Raw genomic sequence first — 24245 nt, 5'->3', positions numbered from 1 at the left:
GCAACGCTTGCAACGCTACGCGATTTTGAATTGCTTAATGGTTCTTGTTGCCAACTTTTTGACCATTGAATGCGATCGCCACTAAACTGAAGTGGATCGTTTGCTGGCAAAGGAGCATCAATTGCTTCCTCAACCAAAGCAAACTCGCCATTATCAAACGGGTTTCCCTCCGCCTGATGCTTGAGAAACACTCGCTCACGAACACCACGGTTTACTTGCGTGATAGCACGGTGATGACAGTAAGGATTATTACCTCTTTTGTCAAAGAAAACGTGAGCAGTCCAAGAGCAACCACCACGACAGAGTTGAGCAAATTCACAACTCTTACAAAAACCCCAAAGATGTTCTGTCCCTTTAGGAGTATCAGCTCCGAGATTAAATCTTAATTCTTCTGTCTCTTCAATGATTGTTCGCAGTGAGTGGTCGCGGATGTTACCTCCGGTGTATGCTGAAGTCGGCAGTGAAGGACAACCTTTGATTGCACCATCCGCTTCAATGCCCAAAGTAGCCAGTCCGGCGTTGCATCCCTGCCAAAAAGCCCAAGCATGTCCTCCCCGCAGCAATCGTTCATAAGGACCGTAATAGCCGATATTATTTCCTGGCTGCACCTGCACCCCTTCTTCTTGGGCGCGTTGAGCAACACGAGCTATCATTGGATAGACATCCAGCAGTTCATATGGTTGCAGCAGAATGTCACTATTATCCGCTGCATTGCCCATTGGGACTGTTAACTGAATCTGCCAAGCAAAAATGCCAGCATCGCGGATACGCTCGTAGATTTGGGGAAATTCCGGTGCAGATAGGCGATTGATTTGAGTGTTGCAGCCAAAGATAATACCAGCTTCCTTAAGATGGCTCATGGTCTTAAACGCCCATTGCCAAGAGCCTTTTCTACCCCTGAGGCGATCGTGAGTCGCTTCTAAGCCATCAACCGAAACAGAAACCACCTTAATTCCAGCTTCCTTCATCCGGCGTGCTGTGTCTAAGGTGATACCGTAACCCCCAGTAGTCATACCACAACGCATTCCAGCATCGGTAATCGCAGAGGCAATTTCCAACCAATCAGGACGGAGGAAAGCCTCACCCCCAATTATGGTGACTTCTGTAATCCCGACTTCCGCCATTTGTTTGACTAAATCAAGGGCTTCCTCAGTAGAAAGTTCTTTCGCCCTTGTGTGCCCAGCACGAGAACCGCAGTGCTGACAAGCTAAATTGCACTTTAGCGTTATTTCCCAAACCGCATAACTCACTCTGCGATATGTCATTAAAATATCCTCAGCTAATTTATTCAGATAGGGACGGACTTACTTGTATCCGTCCCAATAAACTTAAGCTTATTGCTCAAGCTTCCTTGAAATTATTATTCTGGCGATACCACAATTCCATATAAAGGCTGAGGATCAATGGGTGGCCACTTCTTGGGTGGCCACTTAATGGGTGGCTTAATGGGTGACCAGTCAGTGGGTGGTTCATAAATGATTCCTCCATACAGTGGCTGTGCAACAATTCCACCAAAAACAGTTGCCAATTCTTTTTCGTCTAAATCTGCCAGACCATCCTCATCAGCACTTAACTCCAACAGTTCGGCTGTATATTCTTCCAACTCTTCTTGGGTGAAGTCATAGCCAGCACTTTTGACCATTTGGCTACATTCATCCTTACTGTTAACCCCTTGAATTTGGGTACGGAAAGCTTCGTCAGTTCCTAGTCTTTGGTAGAATGCTTGGACGTCTTCTAGAGACATAATTTCTCCTGGGATTACTTAAATTACAACTAGTGCCATCAGGCAAAACAGAACTAAGCTCATAACATCTAGTTTTGAGCTTTCAAAAACAAAACAGATATTTCTGCCGTGCTGCACTAGTAGTTTTGCTGAAACAGTCGTCAGTTTTACACCGCATCAATTATTTTCTACTTGTTAAGTGAAAACACTAAAGCAGTCTCATCACTGACTAATAATCTTCTCACTTAGACAGTTTCAATTCAATATGTCTTAATTATTTTTCAATTTTTGCCTCCTACGGAGGAGATAATATCAAGCCAAATGCTACGTACCAGGCTTGATATTACGCGCTGAGTGCAGCCTGTCCAATAGGACATAAGGACGAGACGGAGGGAAGTAGTCCAAATTATCAGTATCCAAACGAACCCCAGATTGACACCACTTGTTTGGCGATCACAACCAACGCAACGCCAATCATTGCAATCAGCGTCACTTTACCACCAGGAACCAGCGGTTGACTCATGCTATTTGATTGTTGCTGTTCTTGACGTTGCTTCCAAATCATCAATGCAGGAATAATTCCACCTAAAACTGAAATACTGAACGTTCCAGCATAGTCTAGAGCAGCCAAGAAGATGCTAGGATTAAGCGCCCCAAGACTCATCGGTGGAAAAAGAATCAGTGAAAAAAGCGGTAGACGTTTAGAAGGCTCATTGGGTGCTGAAGTATCTTTGAAGAAATCTAGCAAGCCGTACACAAACCCAATAAATGATGTGACAATTGCAAACTCAGAGAAAACAGATACTAACACTCCTAACCATTCTCCCGCGCCACCTTCACGTAGAATTTGCAGTGGGTCAAAAACAGTTCCGCCACCAGAACTACCTTGTAGCATATCAGTGCTGACGCTTCCCAAAATCACGGCATTCCAAGCCAAGAACATGATTAAGGGAATCGCAGAACCAATGAAGATGGACTGACGTATCTTGCGGACATCACCTTCGAGTTGAGTGACAACAGTTGGCACAACGTTACTGTAAAATAGCGCCACAAACATCACTGAAACGGCTGCAGGAAGCGCACTCCAATTTTGAAACGAGAAAGAGGAAGTCTTAAGCTGCGTTGCTCCCAACACTAACAGTCCTACAAATGAAGCAAGGACAATTGCCACAAACGCGCTGTTTAATTTCTCTATAAATCTTTCTCGCCCAAGGTACATGATGCCACCAAACAAGAGAGTGAACGCTGTTGTCCCCACACTCGCAGGCAGATTATTCTGTACACCTAACACTTTTTCAACAGCAGACACTAAAATCTCTCCACCTTGGCTAACATAAGCCACAAGCAAGGCGTAGTGCAAGAACAGATACGCACCACCAGCAACCCGCGCACTCGGCTTCCCAAGCGTCCTCTCAACCATCACCAACAAACCTGAACTTGAACTCCCCACAAGACGCATTGTGTTTAAAGTCACCTCTGCAATCAGAAGACCTGAAACTAAGGTGTAGAGCCAAACAGCAACAAGTAGAACTGTCGATGGCACAACGCCAGACGGTAAAGTGACAGCAGGCAATGCGAGAATACCAGCACCAACAGTTGTTCCAGCAACAAGTGCAGTACTTCCTAAAACACTACCTGGTTGATGATTGAGTTTGTTTCCATAGAGTTCAAGGTTAGAAAATAATCGAGTGACTTGTGGGGTATCCGAGTTGAGAACTGCCTTCATATGAGTGTTGCTAAAGTGATCACATTCCGAAACAATCAGTAACATAACATAAAGTAATGTAAATTATTTTAGCAATAACGGTGATTTTTATCACCCTGGTGCTTATGAGCACTGCTATTTTCATAGGCTATAGCAATCCTCTTTGATTTGTGTGAAAGTGCCTGCGCGTAGCGCATAAATCGCGCATGCTCAGATTCCCGACAACTTTGGCAAAGTCGAGAATCTTGTTGTTCACAAATGATTTAGGACTTCTATATGCTTTTAATGAACGCTTGCGATACGCAAAAGCTAAAGCCTCCGGCTTATCGCTAACCGATGAACTTACCAAAAAAATCAGCCCTCCGACTCAGAACTCGTTCAAATTAAAGCCCACTTTTAGACAGAGGTACTCATATTTTCGGCTTTTTAAAATGACTCCAGAACTTGCAAATAATAATTACAAATGGGCAAAAAAGCCTCGCAAGTTTTCACTTTGTAAAGCACAAGAACTTGAGTCAAAAGGAGAGATATTATGGCAGACACAAGTAAGCGTGGATTTGCCTCAATGGATGAGGATAAACAGCGCGAGATTGCGAGCCTTGGTGGGCAAGCTGCTCACGAAAAAGGAACAGCGCACGAGTTTACTTCCGAGGAAGCCAAAGAGGCTGGTCGCAAAGGTGGTGAAACAGTAAGCCAGGATCGAGAACATATGTCAGAAATCGGTCGTGAAGGTGGTAAGAACTCTCATAAGGGCGCAAAAGACGAATAGTTTCACAAATCGCACGCTAGACCACCGAAGCATACTTTCAATGACGGAAGTCAAGACTTACGCTATCAGACAACAAAACTAAGTTAGAACTTGACCTGACAACTCTGTCAGATCACACAAAGTAGCGCTACCGCGCGGTAGCGCTACTACTATATTCAAAAATCTGATGATGAAAAAGGAGGAAACCAATTTAACCAAGCATTCCAACTTTGCACAATTTCTGCAAATTCTGCGTAACCTGCTGACCTGGGATGAGCACCATCATTCGCTCTCGCCTCATCTTGCCAAATATTTGACTTTTCCAAAATAGGAAAAATGTCTAGATATGGTATATCAAGCTCATCACAAACTAAAGTAAATTGTTTAGATAAATTCGCTATTCTCTGATTTCTCTTATCCTGTTCTTCATCTGCACATGGTGGTGGACCAACCATTAAAACAGGATACAACTGTTTCGCTGTACTCAAAATACTACGAACATTTTCTATTGATTCTGTTAACTCAACACGAGGTTTACTATTTATCAGTGTTGTATCATTCACCCCAAAAGAAAATACAACTCTGCCGTTGTACTGTTTTGGTAAACGATAAGAAACTTCTTTTAACCAACGTTGTCTTAGCTCTGTACTCGTTTCCCCCCTAACTCCTAAATTATAGAAGGTGATATCATAGCCTTTTCTATAAGCATCAACACAGATTCTTCCAGTCCATCCAAGAAACTCAGGATCACCAGTACCATTGACAAATGATTCGCCAAGGAAGCAAATTCTGATTTGTGGTCGATATTTTGACATAATTCAATCGAAATTCCGTCTTTGGAGGGTAACCCGAAGGTAGGCGACTACCGAAAGCTTTCCCCCCACGAGGAAACTTTAACCGAAATTTGTGCAAATTTTAACTTAACTTTTGCTCTTAGTATCTTACTCTATCTAAAGAATTAAGAAATAATACCAAGTCTAGGTCAATACCCCCCTTGGACATGACTCCGCGTTCGCAAAGCGTGCGCTTCGTGCATAGACTGACAAGTCTCGTATAGCCGCACTGTGCCAGGGTTAAGAGAGGGTTATGAAAGCGGATTTAGTATAACTGTGATAAACTACGGAAATACTATCATTTTTTAGATATATGCGAGATTGTCAATAAATGTTCCACAAAACAAATCAGTCTAAAACTGTCATTTAAAGCAAAATCAACAGAACCTAAGAATTCCAGTCGAGAACGAGAATCCTTGTAAAGTGCTTCACGGGGCTAATTTGTGTCTTTTTATAGCTTGTAAAAAAATGTATGTGATAACACTGAGAAAGAAGATTCAGATTGTTTTTTGTGTGGTGGTTTTTACTAAAATTTGAGGATTAAATAATGTTTGAGGCGATCGCGTGTGCTTGGATACTCCTTGTTATTGGTGACTTCCTTTCTACCTTTTGCTATCACGTACCTGAACATGTTTTTGGTATGCTTCACTTACGAACTCACCACTCCTACAAAAAGAGCTTTCGCCATTATGCTATCCTGACTTTCAATTCCCAAGTTCTTCTGGATGGTATTCTGGGTGCTTTACCTTATTTATTAGTAGCAGCAGTTCTATGGTTTTTTTCCCCGATAGGTGTTGTGTGTGGGCTACTGTTTGGTCAGTTTCATGTATGGTGGAGACACACCACTACCTTGGGTTGGCAAACTCCAAAGTTCATAGAGATTTTATGCCGAATTCTGTTTATTACGACTCCAGAAAGACATTGGGAACACCACCAAAAAACCAATCAAGGTTATGGCGATATTTTTACATTTTTTGAACAGCCAGCCAAAGGCTGGTTGCGTCTGCTACGCCTGTTGAGGCTGCGTTTCTCGCACTTGCTTGTGTCTTAACCAGTTACCAGTGAACAGTAAACAGTGAACAGTTATCAAGCTAAGATGAGCTGATGACTGATAACTGATAACTGTTTGAATAGTATGCTTGAGGTTTTGTTAGAGAATTTGAGATAAGAACTTGCGAGTGCGATCGTGCTTTGGGTTTTGAAAGAAAATACTTGGTGTGGCTTCCTCTACAATCGTACCGCTATCCATTAAAATCACGCGGTCAGCGGCTTCGCGAGCAAATCCAACTTCATGAGTAACCACAACCATTGTCATACCATCAGCAGCGAGAGTTTTAATAACGTCCAAAACCTCTCGCACCATCTCTGGATCTAAAGCGGAAGTGGGTTCATCAAAAAGTATAACCTTAGGCTGCATAGCTAGTGCTCTTGCAATAGCTACTCGTTGCTGCTGTCCACCAGACAATTGTCCTGGATATTTCTGTGCTTGTTCCAAAATTCCCACTCGTTCTAGTAACTGCATCGCCGTTTCTTCTGCTTTGACTTTCGTCCACTTGCGCACCCAAGTTGGTGCCAAAGTGATATTTTGTAATACTGTCAAATGAGGAAACAAGTTGAACTGTTGAAACACCATCCCCACTTCTCGCCGAATTGCTTCTATATTTTTTAGGTCATTTGTGAGGTCAATTCCATCAATTTCAATTCGTCCCTCTTGATATTCTTCTAAAGCATTAAAGGTGCGAATAAAGGTCGATTTTCCTGAACCCGATGGTCCCATCAGTACCACGACTTCTCCACGATTGACTGTCAGGCTAACCCCTTGGAGTACGTGAAATTTACCATACCACTTGTGGATATCTTGGGCAATAATAATAGGCTTTTGTTGGTTCATAATTATTTAGTCATTAGTCATTAGTCATTAGTCATTAGTCATTAGTCATTAGTCAAGAATCAAAAATTATTCTCCCCTGCTCAAGATATCCCCATTACCGTTGACCTACACCCAATTCCTTTTCTAGACGTCGTGAAGCTAGGGACATGGAATAGCAAAAGATCCAATAAATAAATGCAATGAATAAATAGACTTCTGCATAGCGAGCAATAAATTGAGGTTGAGCCAGGATAGCACGAGAAATTCCTGTTAATTCCAATAATCCAACAATGGCTAACAAGGAAGTATCTTTAAACAAACCGATAAATTGACCAACAAGCGCTGGGATAACAGCACGTAGGGCTTGGGGAAGAACAATGAGTAGTACTGTTAAAGGAGCATTAAATCCCAGTACTTTGGCAGCTTCAATTTGTCCGCGTGGAACTGATTGAAGACCACCACGTACATTTTCTGCTAAATAAGCGGCACTAAAGAAAATTAAACCAGCAATTCCCCTCAGAACTCTGTCTAAACGGTATTCTACTGGTAGGAATAAGGATAACATCACTTGAGCAAAGAACAAAACTCCAATCAGTGGCAGTCCTCGAATAATTTCAATGTAAAGGATACTAAACCAACGCACAACAGGTAGCTGACTTTGACGACCTAATGCTAATAAAACACCCAAGGGAAAAGAAAGAACAATACTAATCACCGCCATCACCAAAGTCAGCAGCAAACCATTCCACAAGTTGCTTTCTACTGGTTGCAGTCCAAAGCCTCCCCCAATTAGCCATAGGATAATTGGAAAAGAAAGCGCCCAGCCTAGTGGTAACCAACTGTTCATTCGATGGGGTAAACGTTTCGTAAAAGTTCCCCATGACAAGCCAACGAGACCGAGGATAATAAAGAGTGCTAGCCACAATCGCCAGTAAAGTTGTTGTGGGAAACGACCAACAAAAAATAAAGATAAGTTGGCTGTGATGACTTGCCATTTTGCTTGAGTCAATACCCAAGTCAGAATACCTTTGATACCAAAAAAGAGCAACCAGAGACAGACAACAGTGAGAATACTGTTGTACCAGTTGTTAAACAGATTTTTCTGTAGCCATTGTAGGATAGTAGGTTTTTGACTTTTAAAAGAACTCATTTGAAAAAACTCATCTTTCCTTGAGTTGCACGCTACGGTTTAACAAATTCATCCCTAAAGAGATGCTCAGGCTAATGGTCAGATAGGTAACCATAATTAACAGAATAACTTCTACAGATCGACCTGTTTGGTTAAAAGTTGTGGAGGCGACAAAGTAAATATCAGGATAACCGATCGCAATTGCTAAACTAGAATTCTTCGCTAAGTTAAGATACTGACTGCTCAATGGTGGAATAATCAGCCGCAAAGCTTGGGGAAAAATCACTAGCCGTAAAATGAGATGCGGCTTAAAACCTAACGCCCGTGCTGCTTCCCATTGTCCTTTAGCGACTGATAAAATTCCAGCTCTAACAATTTCGGCGATGAAGGCACCAGTGTACAGCGTTAGTCCTAAAATGAGTGTTGATAATTCAGAAGAGAGTTCTATTCCAAAAGGAAGGGTAACTCCTCGATTGTTAATATTTATAAACCCAAGTAGGGAAATTTGATTTTCTGTTTTTGGCAAACTGAGGAAAACCGCAAAGTACCAAAAGAACAATTGCAGAAGTAAGGGTGTGTTGCGTAAGGTTTCGACATACACTAGAGCTAGCTGACGTACTAACCAATTATCTGATAGCCGCGCCACTCCCACGGTAATGCCAATAATTGTTGCCAAAGTGATGCCAAAAACTATAACTCGCAGGGAGTTCACCAATCCAACTAATAAAGCACGACTGTAGGAGTCAGAAGATTTATAGGGAATGGGCGTTTCACCAATATCGAAGGATGCTTGGAATTGTAGAAAATCAAATCCTAGTTGGAGACCTAGCCGCTGGAGATTGTATATCAGGTTGTGCCATAGTATCATCACGACGATGGCAACTATGAATGCAGCTATTAACTGACCGAGAATAGGAAAAAACTTTCGGTTGCGCCAAATTGGAGTCATAGTGAAACAGTGAACAGTGAACAGTGAACAGGGAACTCTTAACAGGGAACTCTTAACAGGGAACAGTGAACAGTGAACAGGGAACTCTTAACAGGGAACAGTGAACAGTGAACAGTAAACAGTGAACACAACGACCACGCTCAGTGCATCGCAGTAAACAAGGGGTGGACGAGTCCGTTTCCTACCTGATAACTGATAACTGATAACTGGTAACTGATAACTGGTAACTGATAACTGATAACTGATAACTTGTTTATCGGAAGGGGGGAGCGTAAAGAATACCACCTTGATTCCAAAGTTTGTTTGGACCACGTTCTAGTTTTAACTCAGAGTTTTTCCCTAAATTACGCTCGTAAATTTCACCATAATTGCCGACATTTTTGATAATATGAACGACGAAGTCGTTTGTTAAACCCATGCCTTTACCGAGGTTACCTTCTGTACCTAGCAAGCGCTTCACTTCTGGGTTATTACTGTTTGCTAATTGACTAACATTTTGGGAGTTGACTCCCAGTTCTTCAGCATTGACAAGAGCAAAAATTGTCCATCTCACCATATCCAACCACTTAGAATCTCCATTGACTACAGCAGGTGCGAGAGGTTCTTTTGACAGCACAGTATCTAAAACAATATGGTCATCAGGTTTAGATAGAGTGGTGCGACGGGAAACGAGTTGAGAACGATCTGCAGTGACACCTTCGCAGCGACCTTGCTCGTAGGTGGCAAAAACCGTGTTAGCATCTTCAAAGACTAAAGGTTTATAGTTAACACCACGTTGCCGCATTTGGTCTGTCAGGTTTTGCTCGTTGGTGGTTCCTGTCCCAATACAGATTGATTTGCCCTTGAGGTCTTCTAGCTTCTGAATACCACTATTTTTTTTCACCATTATGCCTTGACCGTCGTAAAATATAACGGCAGCAAATTTTATACCGATAGAAGTATCTCGGCTCATACTCCAAGTGGTATTTCGGCTGAGGATATCTACTTCGCCCGTTTGCAAGGCTGTAAAACGTTCTTTGGAGTTTAAGTTGCGGAACTCTACTTTGTTGGGGTCATTAAAAATTGCTGCGGCGATCGCCCGACAAATATCCACATCCAGCCCTGCATATTCACCGTTAGACTTAACATAGCTAAATCCCGGTAATTGTCCGCTGACACCACAGATGAGCTTACCACGGCTTTTGATTGTATCCAACAGACTTCCGCCACTTCCTCCAAGCTTTCCAGCACAAGCACTCAGTGAAAAGACAAGAGGTAACGTAGCTAGCAGTGATAACCCCCGTTTGAGCTTCAACATTTACCAATTTTTTCCTCTGCTCAATAAAGACTAAGATACTTTATTGTTTCCCAAATGGTTGCAGAGGTGAGCAGTTTATACTAAAAATGTTATGGCAAGCTACGTACGCTCTCTATGCCAGCTAAAGATATTTACCATTATGCGGTGAGAAACGCTCTAGAAAAAGAAAGTTGGAAGATTACCAAAGACCCATTTATCTTAAAATGGGGTACAAGAGATTTATATATTGATTTAGGTGCAGAAAAGCTGATAGCTGCAGAAAAAAGCGGACAGAAAATAGCAGTGGAGATAAAAAGCTTTGTTGGAGCTTCTCCAGTAGCTGACTTAGAAAATGCTTTGGGACAGTATATTTTATACTATGATATCCTCAGCCGCCTAGAATCAGATCGCCGCTTATACCTTGCCATTCGTCAAGAAACATACTCAGAACTGTTTACTGAACCGATTGGTAAAATATTGATAGAAAATCAGCGTCTTTGTTTACTCGTCTTTGATTCAGAACAAGAGGTCATTCTACAATGGATACCTTAGAAAACTATCGCCAAATCATCCAAAAAGTATTAAGCGAATACGCCCAACTTCCTTACGCTTACGGACAATTAGAAAGACAACTAATCATTGATAAAAATGCCAATCATTATCTGCTGCTGACACTAGGCTGGGAAAACAAACAACGGGTGCATGGTTGTTTAGTTCATATTGATATTATCAACGATAAAATCTGGATTCAAAGGGACGGTACAGAATATGGTATTGCTAACGAACTTGTCAACGCCGGAATTCCCAAAGCTCAAATTGTTCTGGGTTTCCAACCAGCCGATGTGAGAAAGTATACGGAATTTGCGGTTATTTAGCTCCTAAATTTAGCAATCTTTATGACGCATTCGTCAACCTGGACGAATGCGAACACGTGAAACTGATGATGGTACTTCAAAAATTAATTTTTGCCGCCAAACTTTTCAAATCCGGTACTTCCAAATCTGGTTTTCCTTGAGCAGGTAAAGCAGCTCCTGAACCTTCTTGACCTAATCTACGATTCACCCAAACTGTCGATAACCCAAGGGAATTTGCCGGAACAATGTCGTGGTAAACACTACAAGCGACGTGTAGAATTTTTTCAGAGGGAATGCCGATTTCTGCGAGCCGGGCGATCGCCACTTGAAAATTTTGCACAGAAGGTTTATAGCTTTGCACCTGCTGTGCAGTCACAACCTCATCAAATTCAACTTGCAAATGTTTTGCACTGAAAGCAAACAAATCATCATCAACATTAGAAATAATTGCTAGTTTGAATCGCTGTTTCAACCTCTTGAGTGCTTCAACAGTATCAGCAAAAGGTTGCCAATTCTTGATAGAATCAGCAAGTGCATTTAACTCCCCAGAAGAAGGCGTAAATCCAAATTGTTCTCCAAATTTTTGCACAACCCCCCTAAGAACATCCTTGTACTTGCGGTACTCTCCTTGCTCAAGACTAGATTCAAAACGAGCGAACCACTCAAGGATTTCCTTCTCACTCAGTTGAATTTTATGGGACTGCAGAACTGGTTGCAACGCCTCCAGCACACCTTTTTCCCAATCAATCAAAGTTCCATAGCAGTCAAAGGTTAAGACTTCATATTGATTCAGGTTAATCATGGTTTATGCTCCCTAGCTCAATGCTTTGTCAGCTGAATTTTATTTTTCTATTTCTTGCAGGTGTTCTACCAGTGCTTTACCGTCTGTATTATGGTCTTGAGCGATTTTCTCTGCTCTGGACGCATCGCCTGAGCAAATTGCGTTTACCAATTCTTGATGCTGCTGTATGATGTCATCCAAATCTGGGTGCAGCGCATTGCAGGAAATGATGTAAAGACGAATTTGCTGTTCAACAATCTTGTACTGCTCCTGTAACCGCCGATGACCAGCAAGTTGAATAATTGTTTTATGTAGAGCAAAGTCTCCATCAGCCACTTCGCTCCAACTGCCTTTGTGAGCTGCTTTGACCAATTGCTGCAAGGCAGCATTGAGTTCTTTTGCCTGACTCGGTGTTATTGCAACAGCTGCTAGTCTCGCCGCCAAACTCTCAAGTGCACTCCGTAGCGTATAAAGCTCCCAAGCATCCTGGGAACTCAATCCCGAAACAGTACAACCTTTGTAGGGGAGCTGTATAACCAAGCCTTCATAGGTTAACTGTTGCAATGCTGAGCGTATAGTTGCACGACTCAGATTAAATTGCTCTGCCAGATTGATTTCTAGCAAACGAGTCCCCGGTACAAGCGTACCATTGAGAATTTGTTCTCGAATGACATCAGCTGCTTGAACATCTAAGCTTCGAGGTATGATGACAGACTTGGGTTGATTCCCTTTCATTTCGATTCTTGTAGAAATGCGAATAAATTGAGCCACAGTTACAAGCCCTGTGACTGCTGGTTTGATTGCAAACTATTGATACTCTGACTCTAAACCTCAAATTGTAGATTGTCAACAATCGACAATTCCACTCAAGCTTATTTTATGGAAGTCCTTATAACGGGAGTATCCCAAATGTGTAAGTGATATCAAACTCAGATGATGACTTGTCATTGCGCTTACGCTTCATTTCGTACGATCGCTACAGACAAACATGTTTTGGCAAAATAGAGATGATCCCCTTGTTACTAAAATCTCTGCAATAGCTTAATAAACGCAACACCAATAAATAACCCCGAAAATTGCGCCAAATAACCAACACTTACAGGGTTTACGCCACCAGGAATATTCAAACTCCCAATTCCGTAAGAAATCTGTTGCACAAACCACCAAAATAAATAAAAATAGGCTGGTACTTGTATGGGAATAAACACAATCAAAAGGGGCAGAATAGTGTCAATTTTTGCTTTAGCGAACTTAAAGACATAAGCTCCTAAAATAGCTGTAATCGCCCCGTTAGCTCCAATCAATGGCACTGTCAAACTCGGTTCAGCTAGAATTTGTATGAATCCAGTAAGAATGCCAGAAACTAAGTAAAATACTAAAAATCGCCCGTATCCCAAAATACTTTCAATCGTTTTGCCAAAAACCCACAAAAATATCAAATTCCCTAAAATTTGGCTAAAACTGCCATGAAGGAACATTCCCACAAGCAGTGAAGTCAAACCCTTCAGCACAACTATCCAAGCAGCTGGGTTTCCAGCAAGTGCATTTGCAAAAGCTGCACTAATTTGTGCGGGAACGACACCCCAGCTATTGACAAAATTGCCCAATGTACCACCAAGCTCAAGTGTCAGTTCCCATAAAAATAGACCAATGTTAATGCCAATAAGACAGTAAATAATTATTGGCTTTCTCCGTTTGAAAAAGAAAATGCGATCGCTAATAGGAATCATATCAATAAGTCATTAGTTACATAGTTATTCTCTTTATCTGGCTTATCCTTTTATCGACCCTTAAGAGAAGCTGTGGCAAGATTGGAATCAGACTGTACTACATGAAACTAGGCTAACCAAATGTTGGGAACCATACTTGTTGGACGATACCAAATTATTAGTCACTTGGGAGGTGGGGGATTTGGTGAAACTTTTGTTGCTTGTGATACTCAATTACCTGGTTCTCCTCAATGTGTCGTCAAAAAACTCAAGCCCCAAGCTAGTGACCCTGATACTTTGCAAACAGCCAGACGCTTATTTGATACAGAAGCGAAAGTTCTGTATAAATTAGGTATTCATGACCGCATTCCTCAACTCCTAGCTTACTTTGAGGAGAAGCAAGAATTCTATCTCGTACAGGAATTTATAGAAGGTCATGACCTCAGTCAAGAAATCATACCAGGAAAACCGCTTAATCAAGACCAAGTTATTTGTCTTTTAGAAGAGATTTTAGAGATTTTAGACTTTGTCCATCAGCAGCAAGTTATTCACCGTGACATCAACCCACGAAATATCATTAGACGCAAGCTGGATGACAAGTTAGTTTTGATTGACTTTGGCGCTGTCAAACAAATCACTACCCAAGTTATTATTCCTAGTGGGAAAACAAAATTTACCGTTGCGATCGGTACTCCAGGGTATATTCCCAGCGAACAAGCACAGGGAAACCCAAAATTCACCAGTGATATCTATGCTTTAGGGATACTTGGCATAGAAGCACTGACTGGATTATCTCCTGAACAACTAGAAAAAGATGCAGAAACTGGTGAGATTATCTGGCAAAACCAGACCTCAGTCAGTCAGGATTTTGCCAAAGTTTTAAATAAAATGGTGTGTTATGACTTCCGGGAACGTTATTCTTCTGCAAAACTTGCCCTACAAGGTTTGAAGGATTTAAAAAAATCTCAATCTCACATGATGACATTGAATTTTGCCATATCAAACAATAAGATAAGCAATTTTTTAAAAATCAGAAGTCAGCCTAAAAAAAAGAACATTAAAAAGTGGTTAGCGCTAATAAGTTTAATAGGGATAGGTGTAGGATCATCTATATATATTGCTCATGCGATCAATTCTGTCAATGCTACTGAATTGTATAAGCAAGCCAATACCTTATATGAGTTACAACGTTATCAAGATGCTTTATCAACATATGCAAAAGCGGTTAACATCAGACCAGATTACGCTCAAGGATGGAATGGACAAGGTAAAACTCTGTATGAGTTGAAAAAATTTCAAGACGCACTTGTAGCTTATGACAAAGCAATTCAAATAGAACCAGATTATTTAGAAGCTTGGAGTGGGCGTGGATTTGCATTGAATAAGTTGCAAAGATACCAAGAAGCGATCGCCTCTTTTGAAAAAACATTGCAATTCCAAAATAACTATCCGGAAGTTTGGAATGCTAAGGGAGAAGCTTTAGCTAAATTAAATGAGTATGACCAAGCATTTAAATCTTATGACAAAGCCATTGAGTTGAATAAAGAATATTATGAAGCTTGGTACAATAAAGCATTGTTGCTACAAAATTTAAAACGTTACGATGACGCAATAGCAGCTTATGATAAAGTGCTTGAATTCAAACCAGACCATGAAAGAGCTTGGTATAACAGAGGCAACGTTTTAGTGAATTTGCGACGCTATCAAGATGCTGTTGGTGCGTATGAGAAAGCCGTCCAATATAAGCCCAGTTTCTACCAAGCCTGGTTATCTAAAGGTAATATACTTATCAACTTGCAACGTTATCCAGAAGCCCTTGAATCTTTTCAGCAAGTTATTAAATATAATCGTAGAAATTATCAAGCGTGGTATGGTAGCGGGTGGTCACTACATCAAATGAAACGCTATGACGATGCAGTGTCATCTTATAATAAGGCAATTGAATTAGATCGTAGAAATTATCAAGTATGGTATAGTCGAGGAAATTCACTCTACAATTTAAAGAAATACCAAGAGGCAATTTCATCTTATAATAAAGCAATTAATTACGATTATAAAAATTACGATATTTGGTATAGTAAGGGCAATGCTTTGTTTAATCTGAAACGTTATAAAGAAGCGATCGCTTCATACGAGCAGGTTCTTAAAATCAAGCCGGATTATCAACCAGCAATAAACGCCCGCAATCAAGCACAACAAATACAACAGGATCTCGTTCCAAGTCCTGAGTCTAGATTCAAAAATCTATAGTCCAAAGTGTTCTTTAATTTTTGACTCTTGACTCTTGACCTTGACTATCTTATATTCACCTCTTCCATTTGGTTACTTGGATCAAAGGATTCTAGGTTCTTAGCATAATTGCTATTGCTCAATGGTTTTTTCATATTCGTAAAAGCTGGTGCTTTTGATGAAGCTATTTTTTGACTTTTAGCTTGCACAACGTGTTGTTTTTGAGTGTACTCGACAAGTTTCTCTTGAGCTGTGGCATATACAGGAGTATCTTTAGGAACTTGTTGGAGAAATTCAACAGCACTTTTGAAGTCTCCCTCTGCTGCTTTGTTGTAAGCTTTTTGTAAGAAGTAAGCTGCTCTAACACTCTTTTTGTGGTTGTACTCAGTCAATTTTTGTTGAACAATTGCCCCTGCAGAGCTTTCTTCAGGAATTTGACTCAGATAATCTAAAGCGCCGCTGAAATCTTTTAATGATGCTTTTTCATAAGCCTTGGTTAATAAATCTTTCGTTTGTGCCTCAATATTAACTTGTGCTTGTTGAACTAATTTATTTGTTTTTGTTTGCCAATGTAATATATCAGGAACTTGAGAGGCTGCACGCAATACATCTGACCAACGATTCTCTTGAAAGGCTTTTTCTGCGGCTTTGTATTGTTCAGCAGCATTATGCCATTGCTTTTGCCATTCTTCAATACTGGCTTGTGCGTCAGGATAGACATTACTATTCGAGGGAATTGATTTGGCTAGAGCAATTGCTCGATCCAAATCTCCTGCTTGATATTCTTCAGTTGCTTTGTATAGTGCTTCTTTTTCTGAATAACTTGGAGTGTTATGTATGATAAAATAAGTTCCAAACCCCATGACCAAAGAATTAGCAACCAACCCCACCTTCATTCCTTTCAAGAGTGGAGATGAATTTGGAGATGTTGAATCTTTAGGGTTAGTATTTAACTTAGTTTGTGGTTGATTTTTTTCAGAGTCCTCTGAAGAAACGGTAAAATCGACATCTACAATGTACGAGTATTGAGTTTCCAACGGCATTTGCTGAAGCGCCCGTAATGCAACACGAGCTGAGTGGAATCGGTCTTCGTAGTTGTAACGAATCATTTGGCTGATAATGGTAGCCAAATAATCGCTCACTGGTGTGCTTGGAGAACGCCAGAGAATCTCATTAGTTTGGGGATCTACTTTGAGTTGCAGCGGTGTCACCCCGGTCATTGCCTGAATGGCAATCATTCCTAAAGCATAAATATCGCTATTAGGTTGTGTTAGACCAATAAATTGCTCTGGTGGTATATAACCCAGTGAACTGACGGGAATGCTATCTAAAGGTAATATCTCATCAATGATTTCAAAATCGATTGATTGAATTGAACCAAAATCAATGAGAACTAACTTGTTATCACAAGCACGTCTGATTAAGTTTTCTGGCTTTATATCACAGTGAATAACACCTTGAGAGTGAACAAAGTCTAAAATTAACAGAACATCTTGTAAAAAGTTGATAACTTGACTTTCACTCCACAAATAACCTAAATTGCGATCAATTGGTAGTTCTGCTGTGAGTGCATGTCCTTCTATAAACTCTTGCACTAAGTAGAACCGTTCATGTTCTTCAAAGCAGGATATCAATTGAGGAATTTGCTTATGGTGTCCTAATTGTCTCAGTGTTTCGGTTTCTGTAAGAAATCTTAACCTCAGAGTTTGTAAGTAGCTTGGTTGGGAACTGATAACCTTAAGCTGTTTAACAACGCATTTGGGATTCTCTGGATTCTCAATGTCTACAGCGACGTATGTTTCGCCAAACACGCCTGCACTTAGGGTTTGGACGACTTGGTAACGTCCTTGTAGTACTTTACCGATCATGTGGTTACTCATGAGCTAGTTACTTAGTCACTGCTTATATAGGTTTTCTAACATTGCTCCCTATTTCCGGAACCCTGATTAAATTAAATGAAAGGAGCGCTGAATAAAGCGCTGAGTGGTTAAATAGGAGTTGGATTTTTCTAAGTGTTACTACTGTAATCAAGGCTTAAAAATGTATTTATAAAAACACTTTATCACAGACTAGCTTAAAATATGGAATAGCGCCACTGCTGTCAAGCACTGACAATATTACTAGTCTGCTCTGTGTGCCAGTTGATGTATCTGGTCTAAGCAGTATTCCTACTGTAAAGATTTATTGTTAAGTTCCTGTTCCTCTACTTCAGAATTTCCTTGCAACGGCTGCACGATCCGTTGTATTGCCTGCTGGATAAAAATCTTAATAAACTCATCGCGGCGATTGAGTTGAAACTGTCGCTGGACAACTTCCGTCATTCCCCCATCACCCCAATCTTGATCATGACGAAAATACTCAATAAAACTCTTGCCAGCAATCCGCGTCAAATAAGCGGCTGTCACGCCTTGAATTGCCCTACCAACAATAAAAGTAGCGACATTAAGCTGCAAGGCGGTAGTAAGTAACTGCAATGCTCCCTTAACTATACCCAAACTAGCAAGAGTTTTTGCCAAAGACAGCGCTAATTCTTTTGCATTCTCCATATTTAATTCACAGCCGTAGACTCTGCCAATTTCTACCACCATTTGAGCATTGACAGCGGCTGTTGCTAGCAAATCAACGACTGGTAGAGGCGTCACCGAAACCACACCAGCACCAATCCACTGAAACCGATCCACGATTTTGTCAGCTTGACGGCGACGCTGAGTATCGATGAGTTTTCGCGCTTGCTCGCCTAATCGTACGGATTGTAGGAGAATGTTATCTGCTACCAAGTCTTCACCCTCCGCCCGTAAAATCGCTGCCATTCGCCGAAGTAAGGGTAAGATATCAGGTTCAGGTTGGAAAATTCCCCCATTTTCTAATTCTACAGATTGGGGATTTGCGGCGATCGCCACCACATCACTCGGTGCAATAAATCCCCGCACTCGCTGACGCAACCTCGCCAAAATAGCTTCTTTGTCCTCGTCTGTATACAAATCACTTTTATTGAGGACAAGTAAAGAACGTTTACCAATTTGAGCCAATGCTCGTAACGGCTCATATTCGGACATCCGTATGTCATTATCCACCACAAACAACAGTAAGTTTGCGTCCGTCGCCACCTCTCGTGCGAGTTGTTCCCTCTCGGTTCCCGCCACCCCTGCTTCTAAAATACCTGGTGTATCCGTAATTAAAATCCTGCGTTCTAATCCTTTCAACCTCAGACAATAAGTTTCTCCAACCTGAGTCGTTCCCATTGCTGCATCAACCTTACCCACCACACGTCCCATCACCCCATTCACCAGGGAGGTTTTACCAGCACTCCCAGTACCAAACACGACAACTTGAATCTCACCACGAGTCAAATTGGTTTCAATTTCCTGCGACTGACTCAGTAAAGCTTGGCGTGTAACTTCATCTTGAATTTGCGCGACTTGTTGCTTGACAGCTTCTAAAGTAGAAGACGCAGCCTCAGATTTTGCAGCAGGAACTTGTACACTTGGGCGTTCTCTGCGCTGGCGCTGACGATTCTCGCCCGATTGAAGCACGAACACATAATAGACAAACGCCGCGATTAAAACTCCAATAAGGATAATCAGCAAAAATAATAGCAGATTACCCAGCAACGGCGCAGAATAGGAGAATTGGAAGTAAAGCCGACTGAAAGAATCAATCAGCCATAGACTTAGTCCTAGAATGACGATAAGACCAACAATCAGCGTGATAATACGTGACAGAGGCATGGTTGGGAAGAAAAGCGTGGATACGTACTCAGATGCTTCTCATGTTAATGGTTTCAGTCTTTTTCGCCACAGTGTTGAGAAAGTTATTTTGTTGAAGAAATAACCGATTATGTATAAAATTTAGCGTAAATAAGTTTGATAGAATTCCTTTTTAATAAGGAAAAGCTTTCTTTAGAAAAGTTGAGCAGCAAGTTGCAGCATGACTTGGGCAGCTAAATTTTGTATGACTTTGACTGGGATATAACGAGTGTTCCACCAACTTAGTATTCGACAAAAAATTATCTGTGGGTATGTTCTTTCCTTTGGGACTGCTGTTTTGGGAACAACAGTGGGATTGGTGATAGGCGATCGCTACTTCCAACATGCCAAACAACAGATGAGAATGGCAGATCAGGAAGGATGTTTATTGAATAGATTACAAGGGTTGTTGTTGGAAATTGACACTCATCAGCAAGAAACAGTGTTTTTTTTAGAGCAAAAAGCTTTACAACAGAAACATTCTGATATCAAGGCACATCTCAAGGACACTGAAACGTTGCTGAATGAGTTGCGAAAATTTAGCCAAACCAACGAGCAAGGGGATTTGCAAGCTTTGCTCAACAAGTATGACAACACACTAGTAGAATATATTCAGCAACTACGAGTCCTGCTACAGCAAATTTCCTCTCTTAACTCCAATTCAGACAGAGTTTCAAAAGCAAGAAAACTGATTTGGCAATTTCATCAAACTCAAGCAACACTGAAGTTTTATCAATTCACCCACGAGTTAAACAACTTTGTCATATTAGTTCGCCAGCGTCAGGACAAAGCTGATGTCGTTTCAAATGATACCTATGTACTAAAAGGGCTAATTATTATCTGTAGTATGTTGCTGTCAACAGTACTGGCGACGATTTTTGCTTTATATACAAGTCGTGCGATACGCGAAGCGTCAAGCCTCCGGCTTATCGCTCGTCCCCTAAAAGCAGTAACGAACATTGCTCAACGTGTGACCCAAGATGCCAATTTTGATTTACAAGCACCCGTCACGACAAAAGATGAAGTGGGCGAATTAGCCACCTCTCTCAACCAACTCATTCAACAAGTCAAGCAACTTTTAGAAGAACAAAAAGCCGAAACTCAAGCGCGACTACTTCAGAGTGAAAAAATGAGCAGTTTAGGCAAGATGTTGGCTGGCGTCGCTCATGAAATCATCAATCCCGTCAATTTTATTTCTGGTAACCTTGTACACGCAAAAAACTACATTGATGATCTCCTAGCGCTGCTGCAAACATACGAAGCTGAAGTTCCTAACTCCCCCACCGCTGTACAAGTATTAGCAGAGGAAATTGATTTAGAGTTTCTCAAAGCTGATTTGCCAAATCTCCTAAATTCAGTAGAGTTTGGGGCTGAACGCATCCGCGAAATGTCCCAGAGTTTGAAAGACTTTTGCCGTCTGGATGAAAGAGAAGTTCAGCTAGTTGATGTACACATATGTCTCAACAGTACGCTGTTAATTCTACAAAACCGCTTAAAAACCGGCATCAACGTTATTTGTCACTATGGTGATATTCCACCCATTCCAGGCTATACAGGACTACTGTATCAGGTGTTCATGAATCTTTTGAGTAATGCGATCGATGCTGTGAAGGAAAAGTCTCCTGTCACTTCGGAATTTTCTCCTACAATTACCGTAAGTACCGAACGCCAGGACAACAATTGGGTGAAGATAACAATTGCAGACAATGGCTCAGGTATTGCACCCCAAAACCAGGATAAAATATTTGAAATGTTTTTTACGACCAAACCGCGAGGTCTTGGTACTGGATTGGGTTTATCAATTAGCTATCAGATTATTGTTGAAAAGCATGTTGGGGAAATGACTTTTAAGTCCGAGTTGAACCAAGGTACAGAGTTCACCATTTTTCTACCTATTGATAGAAGCTAATACTTAAAAATAAAGTTATATCTTACTCTTCACGTTCCGACTTCTGCTGACAGTGCTTGTTAAGCTTAATAACAAAAGAAGCGTCTTCAAATAGAAAAAATAGAAAAAGCTTATTTTTTACTGAATACTTTGGAACAAGTCGTCGCTGGTGTGTCAGAATTTGGTTTTGTTGGCATGAGTACACAGGGAGAAAAAGCTTATGGGACTTTTTGACCAAATTATCGGTGCAATTGGCAATTCTAGTCAGCAAGGGAATATCGGTCAGATTGGGAATATCCTCAACACCGTGCAGCAATTAAGTAATAATGCTGGTACAGACCCCTCTACAATGCAATCCGCTTTAGGGATTGTTGGTGGTTATGTGCGTTCTGCTTTACAAGACAAACGAGATACAGAAGGTCCTGAAGCCGCGCAAGAGGTCGTAAATCAGTTTGGCGATACTTCCCCTAATCCTCAAGCTGTAGACTCTCTTTTCGCTCCTTTTTTGCAACAGCAGTTGGCTAATACTGTTGCCCAGCGCACAGGGTTAAATGCAGGGTTGATTCAACAATTACTACCAACTTTGGTTCCTTTGGTTCTGAATTTGTTGAAATCTGGTGCAAATTCCCAAAATCCCCAAACAGGAGGAAATCCAGTGCTGAATTCTTTTCTTGATGCAGACGGCGATGGCGATATTGATATTTCTGATGCAATGCGAATGGCTAGTCGGTATCTGGGTAGGTAATATCATGTTCGGATGAACACTTATAAAAAATGAAGAACCTCACCCCGCCCTATGCCTAACGGCACGCTACGCTATCGGGCACCCCTCTCCTTATTAAGGAGAGGGGAACTCACCGGTCCCCACGAAGTGGGGATTAGGGGTGGGGGTGAGGTCTTTTTATTGTAAGTAATTAGGCGAACTTGATATAGTAGAGAAATGCTAATTTCTCATTGCTAATAAGTAAAGTGGGATTACTTATGCCCACCCTACAGTAAATGTTTATTTCAGTCTTTTTCTGGTGGTAAATCTACACTGTAGAGAGTTTTGCCTTCCAAGTTCACCAATGCGACTCTCATCACCTCTGTATAACCATCAATTTTGACGGTACCAAAGAATTGGAAACCTTCACTTGGGGGTCGATTTGCTTTCAAATCTTCAGGTATGGCTAGGAACTTCACCTCTGGACCAAAGGTATTGTCGAGTTTGTTTGGTCCAAATGTGCCAGAGTTGAGAGGACCTGCAACAAACTCCCAGAAGGGTTTGAAGTCTTGAAACTGTGCTTTGTTGGGGTCGTAATAGTGTGCGGCTGCGTAATGTACGTCCGCAGTTAACCAGACAACATTCTTGATATTGTTTTGTTTGATGAACCGTAGTAAATCCGCAAGTTCTAGTTCCCGTCCTAAGGCTGGACCATCTCCGTTAGCCAAGTTTTCAAAGTTGGTGGGACCATCTGGAACGACTAGTCCAATAGGCATATCACTTGCAATGACTTTCCATGTTGCTGTTGATTTCCGCAATTGGTTTTTCAACCAACGCACCTGCGCACTTCCTAAAAATGCCGTTTCTGCACTTTGTTCTGTCTGACGATTAGTTGTGTTTGGTCCCCGGTAACTGCGTTCATCTAGCATGAAAATTTCCAAGTTAGGACCATGCTTAAAAGACCGGTAAATTCTGGTTGGATCATCAGCATTAATCCGAATCGGTAAGTATTCTAAAAATGCTTGATTTGCCCGCTGTGACAGTAAAGATACGTCCTTGACTGTGTAGCGGTCATCATCTACAATCGTTTGTCCAGGATACCAGTTATTACGAGTCTCGTGGTCGTCCCATTGCGCTAGTATGGGTACTTCAGCATTAAAGCGACGGACGTTTTCATCCAATAAGTTATATATATAGTTACCACGAAATTCTGCTAGGGTTTCAGCAACTTTTGATTTTTCTGGTGTGGTGATATTTTTCCAAATACTACCGTCATCTAGCTTGACTTCCGCTTGAATCGGACCATCGGCATAGATATTATCACCAGAATGAATGAAAAAGTCTGGCTTGACATTCCGGATGGTTTCGTAAATCTTCATTCCACCAAAATCCGGATTAATACCCCATCCTTGACCAGCAGTATCACCTGACCAAGCAAAGAATACGTTTTGCCGATATGCAGCAGGAGTTCGGAAACTACCCTCCACAGGATCACTGTAAATTTTTGTATCAGATAAATCCCGGAAACTCACCCGGTAGAATATCCGCTCATCTGATGGTAAATCTTTGAGATAAACCCGTGCTGTATAGTCGCTGGCATCTATTGCTGTCGGTCCAACAACACGCTGTGCGCCACGAAAAGATTCATCAGTTGCATATTCTACAATCATTCGGGCTGGGCGATCGCTCCGACTCCAAATAACAGCTCTATTCCCATTGATGTCACCACTAGCCACTCCATAAGGTATGGAGGGACGTGCTTTCTCAGATGTGATGATAGCAGGTGCTTGAGCAAAACCTGTTGATTTTGATAAAACGTTTGTCGCAATAATTCCACCAGTGGTGATGGCTGAAGTTAGCAAGAACTGGCGACGGTTTAGCTTGAATGGAAAGTTAGATTTCATAAAATTAAGGGTCGGTTAAAACTGCTATGTGGAATTGAATCAGTGAACAGTGAACAGTAAACAGTGAACAGTGAACAGTTATCAAGCAGAAGCAGCTTTCTTGAGCTAATCACTGATAACTGATAACTGTTGAATACGCTTTGCTCCCAAGTTTACAAATTCTCTTGGCTATGAACTTCAAAATCTAACTGAAAGCAA

General features: G+C 41.3%; 20 protein-coding genes and 1 pseudogene. 7 read left to right on the top strand and 14 right to left on the bottom strand.

The genetic code is table 11. From position 1 onward, the window contains the following. The 3 genes from DP116_RS11455 to DP116_RS11445 all read right to left on the bottom strand — a co-directional run. Positions 1-1265, bottom strand: a 1265-nt coding sequence (locus DP116_RS11455) for a nif11-class peptide radical SAM maturase 3 (protein WP_169155308.1), incomplete at its 3' end; no start/stop codon positions are given. A gap of 95 nt (positions 1266-1360) precedes the next feature. Then, on the bottom strand, positions 1361-1744 hold the full coding sequence (locus tag DP116_RS11450; protein WP_169155307.1) for a Nif11-like leader peptide family natural product precursor: 384 nt from the start codon (positions 1742-1744) through the stop codon (positions 1361-1363). Between the two features lie 388 nt (positions 1745-2132). Continuing rightward, positions 2133-3449 (bottom strand): amino acid permease, encoded by a 1317-nt coding sequence (locus tag DP116_RS11445; protein ID WP_169155306.1) that lies wholly within the window; start codon positions 3447-3449, stop codon positions 2133-2135. A 511-nt stretch (positions 3450-3960) separates the two neighbouring features. On the opposite strand from DP116_RS11445, the pseudogene DP116_RS11440 reads away from it, so the two are divergent. Beyond that, positions 3961-4194 (top strand): annotated as a pseudogene (locus DP116_RS11440) (KGG domain-containing protein); the annotation flags it as partial. 158 nt (positions 4195-4352) lie between these two features. Here DP116_RS11440 and DP116_RS11435 read toward each other — a convergent pair. Next, a complete protein-coding gene (locus DP116_RS11435) occupies positions 4353-4991 on the bottom strand; it encodes a GDSL-type esterase/lipase family protein (protein WP_169155304.1) in 639 nt (212 codons plus the stop codon). Between the two features lie 565 nt (positions 4992-5556). On the opposite strand from DP116_RS11435, the gene DP116_RS11430 reads away from it, so the two are divergent. Next, a complete protein-coding gene (locus DP116_RS11430; protein WP_169155303.1) occupies positions 5557-6060 on the top strand; it encodes a sterol desaturase family protein in 504 nt (167 codons plus the stop codon). 99 nt (positions 6061-6159) lie between these two features. On the opposite strand, the gene DP116_RS11425 is transcribed toward DP116_RS11430, so the two are convergent. The 4 genes from DP116_RS11425 to DP116_RS11410 form a co-directional block, all read right to left on the bottom strand. Beyond that, a complete protein-coding gene (locus DP116_RS11425) occupies positions 6160-6900 on the bottom strand; it encodes an amino acid ABC transporter ATP-binding protein (RefSeq protein ID WP_169155302.1) in 741 nt (246 codons plus the stop codon). 94 nt (positions 6901-6994) lie between these two features. Next, entirely contained in the window at positions 6995-8029 is a 1035-nt protein-coding gene (locus tag DP116_RS11420; protein WP_169155301.1) for an amino acid ABC transporter permease, read from the bottom strand. 10 nt (positions 8030-8039) lie between these two features. After that, positions 8040-8957 (bottom strand): amino acid ABC transporter permease, encoded by a 918-nt coding sequence (locus DP116_RS11415; protein WP_169155300.1) that lies wholly within the window; start codon positions 8955-8957, stop codon positions 8040-8042. Between the two features lie 253 nt (positions 8958-9210). Then, positions 9211-10254 (bottom strand): amino acid ABC transporter substrate-binding protein, encoded by a 1044-nt coding sequence (locus DP116_RS11410; protein WP_169155299.1) that lies wholly within the window; start codon positions 10252-10254, stop codon positions 9211-9213. A 114-nt stretch (positions 10255-10368) separates the two neighbouring features. Here DP116_RS11410 and DP116_RS11405 point away from each other — a divergent pair, with 114 nt between their 5' ends. Both DP116_RS11405 and DP116_RS11400 read left to right on the top strand, forming a co-directional pair. Further along, entirely contained in the window at positions 10369-10785 is a 417-nt protein-coding gene (locus DP116_RS11405; RefSeq protein ID WP_169155298.1) for an element excision factor XisH family protein, read from the top strand. Beyond that, positions 10773-11108: a XisI protein gene (locus DP116_RS11400; RefSeq protein ID WP_169155297.1), complete on the top strand. Its 336-nt coding sequence runs from the start codon at positions 10773-10775 to the stop codon at positions 11106-11108. The genes DP116_RS11405 and DP116_RS11400 overlap by 13 nt, the downstream gene beginning before the upstream one ends. Before the next feature lie 76 nt (positions 11109-11184). Here the strand turns inward: DP116_RS11400 and DP116_RS11395 are convergent, their stop codons facing one another. From DP116_RS11395 to DP116_RS11385, 3 genes are all read right to left on the bottom strand, one after another. Then, positions 11185-11889: a haloacid dehalogenase type II gene (locus DP116_RS11395; RefSeq protein WP_169155296.1), complete on the bottom strand. Its 705-nt coding sequence runs from the start codon at positions 11887-11889 to the stop codon at positions 11185-11187. A 39-nt stretch (positions 11890-11928) separates the two neighbouring features. Continuing rightward, positions 11929-12639, bottom strand: coding sequence for a GntR family transcriptional regulator (locus DP116_RS11390; RefSeq protein WP_211173216.1), 711 nt, complete (start codon positions 12637-12639; stop codon positions 11929-11931). 251 nt (positions 12640-12890) lie between these two features. Beyond that, complete coding sequence (locus tag DP116_RS11385) at positions 12891-13598, bottom strand: rhomboid family intramembrane serine protease (RefSeq protein ID WP_169155295.1); 708 nt, start codon at positions 13596-13598, stop codon at positions 12891-12893. Positions 13599-13718: 120 nt separating this feature from the next. Between DP116_RS11385 and DP116_RS11380 the strand changes: the two genes are divergently transcribed. After that, entirely contained in the window at positions 13719-15827 is a 2109-nt protein-coding gene (locus tag DP116_RS11380; protein WP_169155294.1) for a serine/threonine-protein kinase, read from the top strand. Between the two features lie 44 nt (positions 15828-15871). Here the strand turns inward: DP116_RS11380 and DP116_RS11375 are convergent, their stop codons facing one another. Both DP116_RS11375 and DP116_RS11370 read right to left on the bottom strand, forming a co-directional pair. Continuing rightward, on the bottom strand, positions 15872-17686 hold the full coding sequence (locus DP116_RS11375; protein WP_169155293.1) for a protein kinase domain-containing protein: 1815 nt from the start codon (positions 17684-17686) through the stop codon (positions 15872-15874). 288 nt (positions 17687-17974) lie between these two features. Next, on the bottom strand, positions 17975-19534 hold the full coding sequence (locus tag DP116_RS11370; RefSeq protein WP_169155292.1) for a YcjF family protein: 1560 nt from the start codon (positions 19532-19534) through the stop codon (positions 17975-17977). A gap of 247 nt (positions 19535-19781) precedes the next feature. Between DP116_RS11370 and DP116_RS30170 the strand changes: the two genes are divergently transcribed. Then, complete coding sequence (locus DP116_RS30170) at positions 19782-21461, top strand: sensor histidine kinase (protein ID WP_339381436.1); 1680 nt, start codon at positions 19782-19784, stop codon at positions 21459-21461. 199 nt (positions 21462-21660) lie between these two features. After that, positions 21661-22185: a DUF937 domain-containing protein gene (locus DP116_RS11360; RefSeq protein ID WP_169155291.1), complete on the top strand. Its 525-nt coding sequence runs from the start codon at positions 21661-21663 to the stop codon at positions 22183-22185. A 263-nt stretch (positions 22186-22448) separates the two neighbouring features. On the opposite strand, the gene DP116_RS11355 is transcribed toward DP116_RS11360, so the two are convergent. Beyond that, positions 22449-24047 carry an alkaline phosphatase D family protein gene (locus tag DP116_RS11355; RefSeq protein WP_169155290.1) on the bottom strand — a complete coding sequence of 533 codons (1599 nt, stop codon included), beginning with the start codon at positions 24045-24047 and terminating at the stop codon, positions 22449-22451. Between the last annotated feature and the right edge of the window lie 198 nt (positions 24048-24245).

The organism is Brasilonema bromeliae SPC951 (genome assembly GCF_012912135.1).
GTDB lineage: Bacteria > Cyanobacteriota > Cyanobacteriia > Cyanobacteriales > Nostocaceae > Brasilonema > Brasilonema bromeliae.
This window is presented reverse-complemented; position numbering and strand designations above follow the sequence as displayed.

Coding starts and splice junctions, on each gene's coding strand:
- DP116_RS11450 (WP_169155307.1), bottom strand. CDS start 1,744: ATGTCTCTAGAAGACGTCCAAGCATTCTACCAAAGACTAGGAACTGAC.
- DP116_RS11445 (WP_169155306.1), bottom strand. CDS start 3,449: ATGAAGGCAGTTCTCAACTCGGATACCCCACAAGTCACTCGATTATTT.
- DP116_RS11435 (WP_169155304.1), bottom strand. CDS start 4,991: ATGTCAAAATATCGACCACAAATCAGAATTTGCTTCCTTGGCGAATCA.
- DP116_RS11430 (WP_169155303.1), top strand. CDS start 5,557: ATGTTTGAGGCGATCGCGTGTGCTTGGATACTCCTTGTTATTGGTGAC.
- DP116_RS11425 (WP_169155302.1), bottom strand. CDS start 6,900: ATGAACCAACAAAAGCCTATTATTATTGCCCAAGATATCCACAAGTGG.
- DP116_RS11420 (WP_169155301.1), bottom strand. CDS start 8,029: ATGAGTTCTTTTAAAAGTCAAAAACCTACTATCCTACAATGGCTACAG.
- DP116_RS11415 (WP_169155300.1), bottom strand. CDS start 8,957: ATGACTCCAATTTGGCGCAACCGAAAGTTTTTTCCTATTCTCGGTCAG.
- DP116_RS11410 (WP_169155299.1), bottom strand. CDS start 10,254: ATGTTGAAGCTCAAACGGGGGTTATCACTGCTAGCTACGTTACCTCTT.
- DP116_RS11405 (WP_169155298.1), top strand. CDS start 10,369: ATGCCAGCTAAAGATATTTACCATTATGCGGTGAGAAACGCTCTAGAA.
- DP116_RS11400 (WP_169155297.1), top strand. CDS start 10,773: ATGGATACCTTAGAAAACTATCGCCAAATCATCCAAAAAGTATTAAGC.
- DP116_RS11395 (WP_169155296.1), bottom strand. CDS start 11,889: ATGATTAACCTGAATCAATATGAAGTCTTAACCTTTGACTGCTATGGA.
- DP116_RS11385 (WP_169155295.1), bottom strand. CDS start 13,598: ATGATTCCTATTAGCGATCGCATTTTCTTTTTCAAACGGAGAAAGCCA.
- DP116_RS11380 (WP_169155294.1), top strand. CDS start 13,719: ATGTTGGGAACCATACTTGTTGGACGATACCAAATTATTAGTCACTTG.
- DP116_RS11375 (WP_169155293.1), bottom strand. CDS start 17,686: ATGAGTAACCACATGATCGGTAAAGTACTACAAGGACGTTACCAAGTC.
- DP116_RS11370 (WP_169155292.1), bottom strand. CDS start 19,534: ATGCCTCTGTCACGTATTATCACGCTGATTGTTGGTCTTATCGTCATT.
- DP116_RS11360 (WP_169155291.1), top strand. CDS start 21,661: ATGGGACTTTTTGACCAAATTATCGGTGCAATTGGCAATTCTAGTCAG.
- DP116_RS11355 (WP_169155290.1), bottom strand. CDS start 24,047: ATGAAATCTAACTTTCCATTCAAGCTAAACCGTCGCCAGTTCTTGCTA.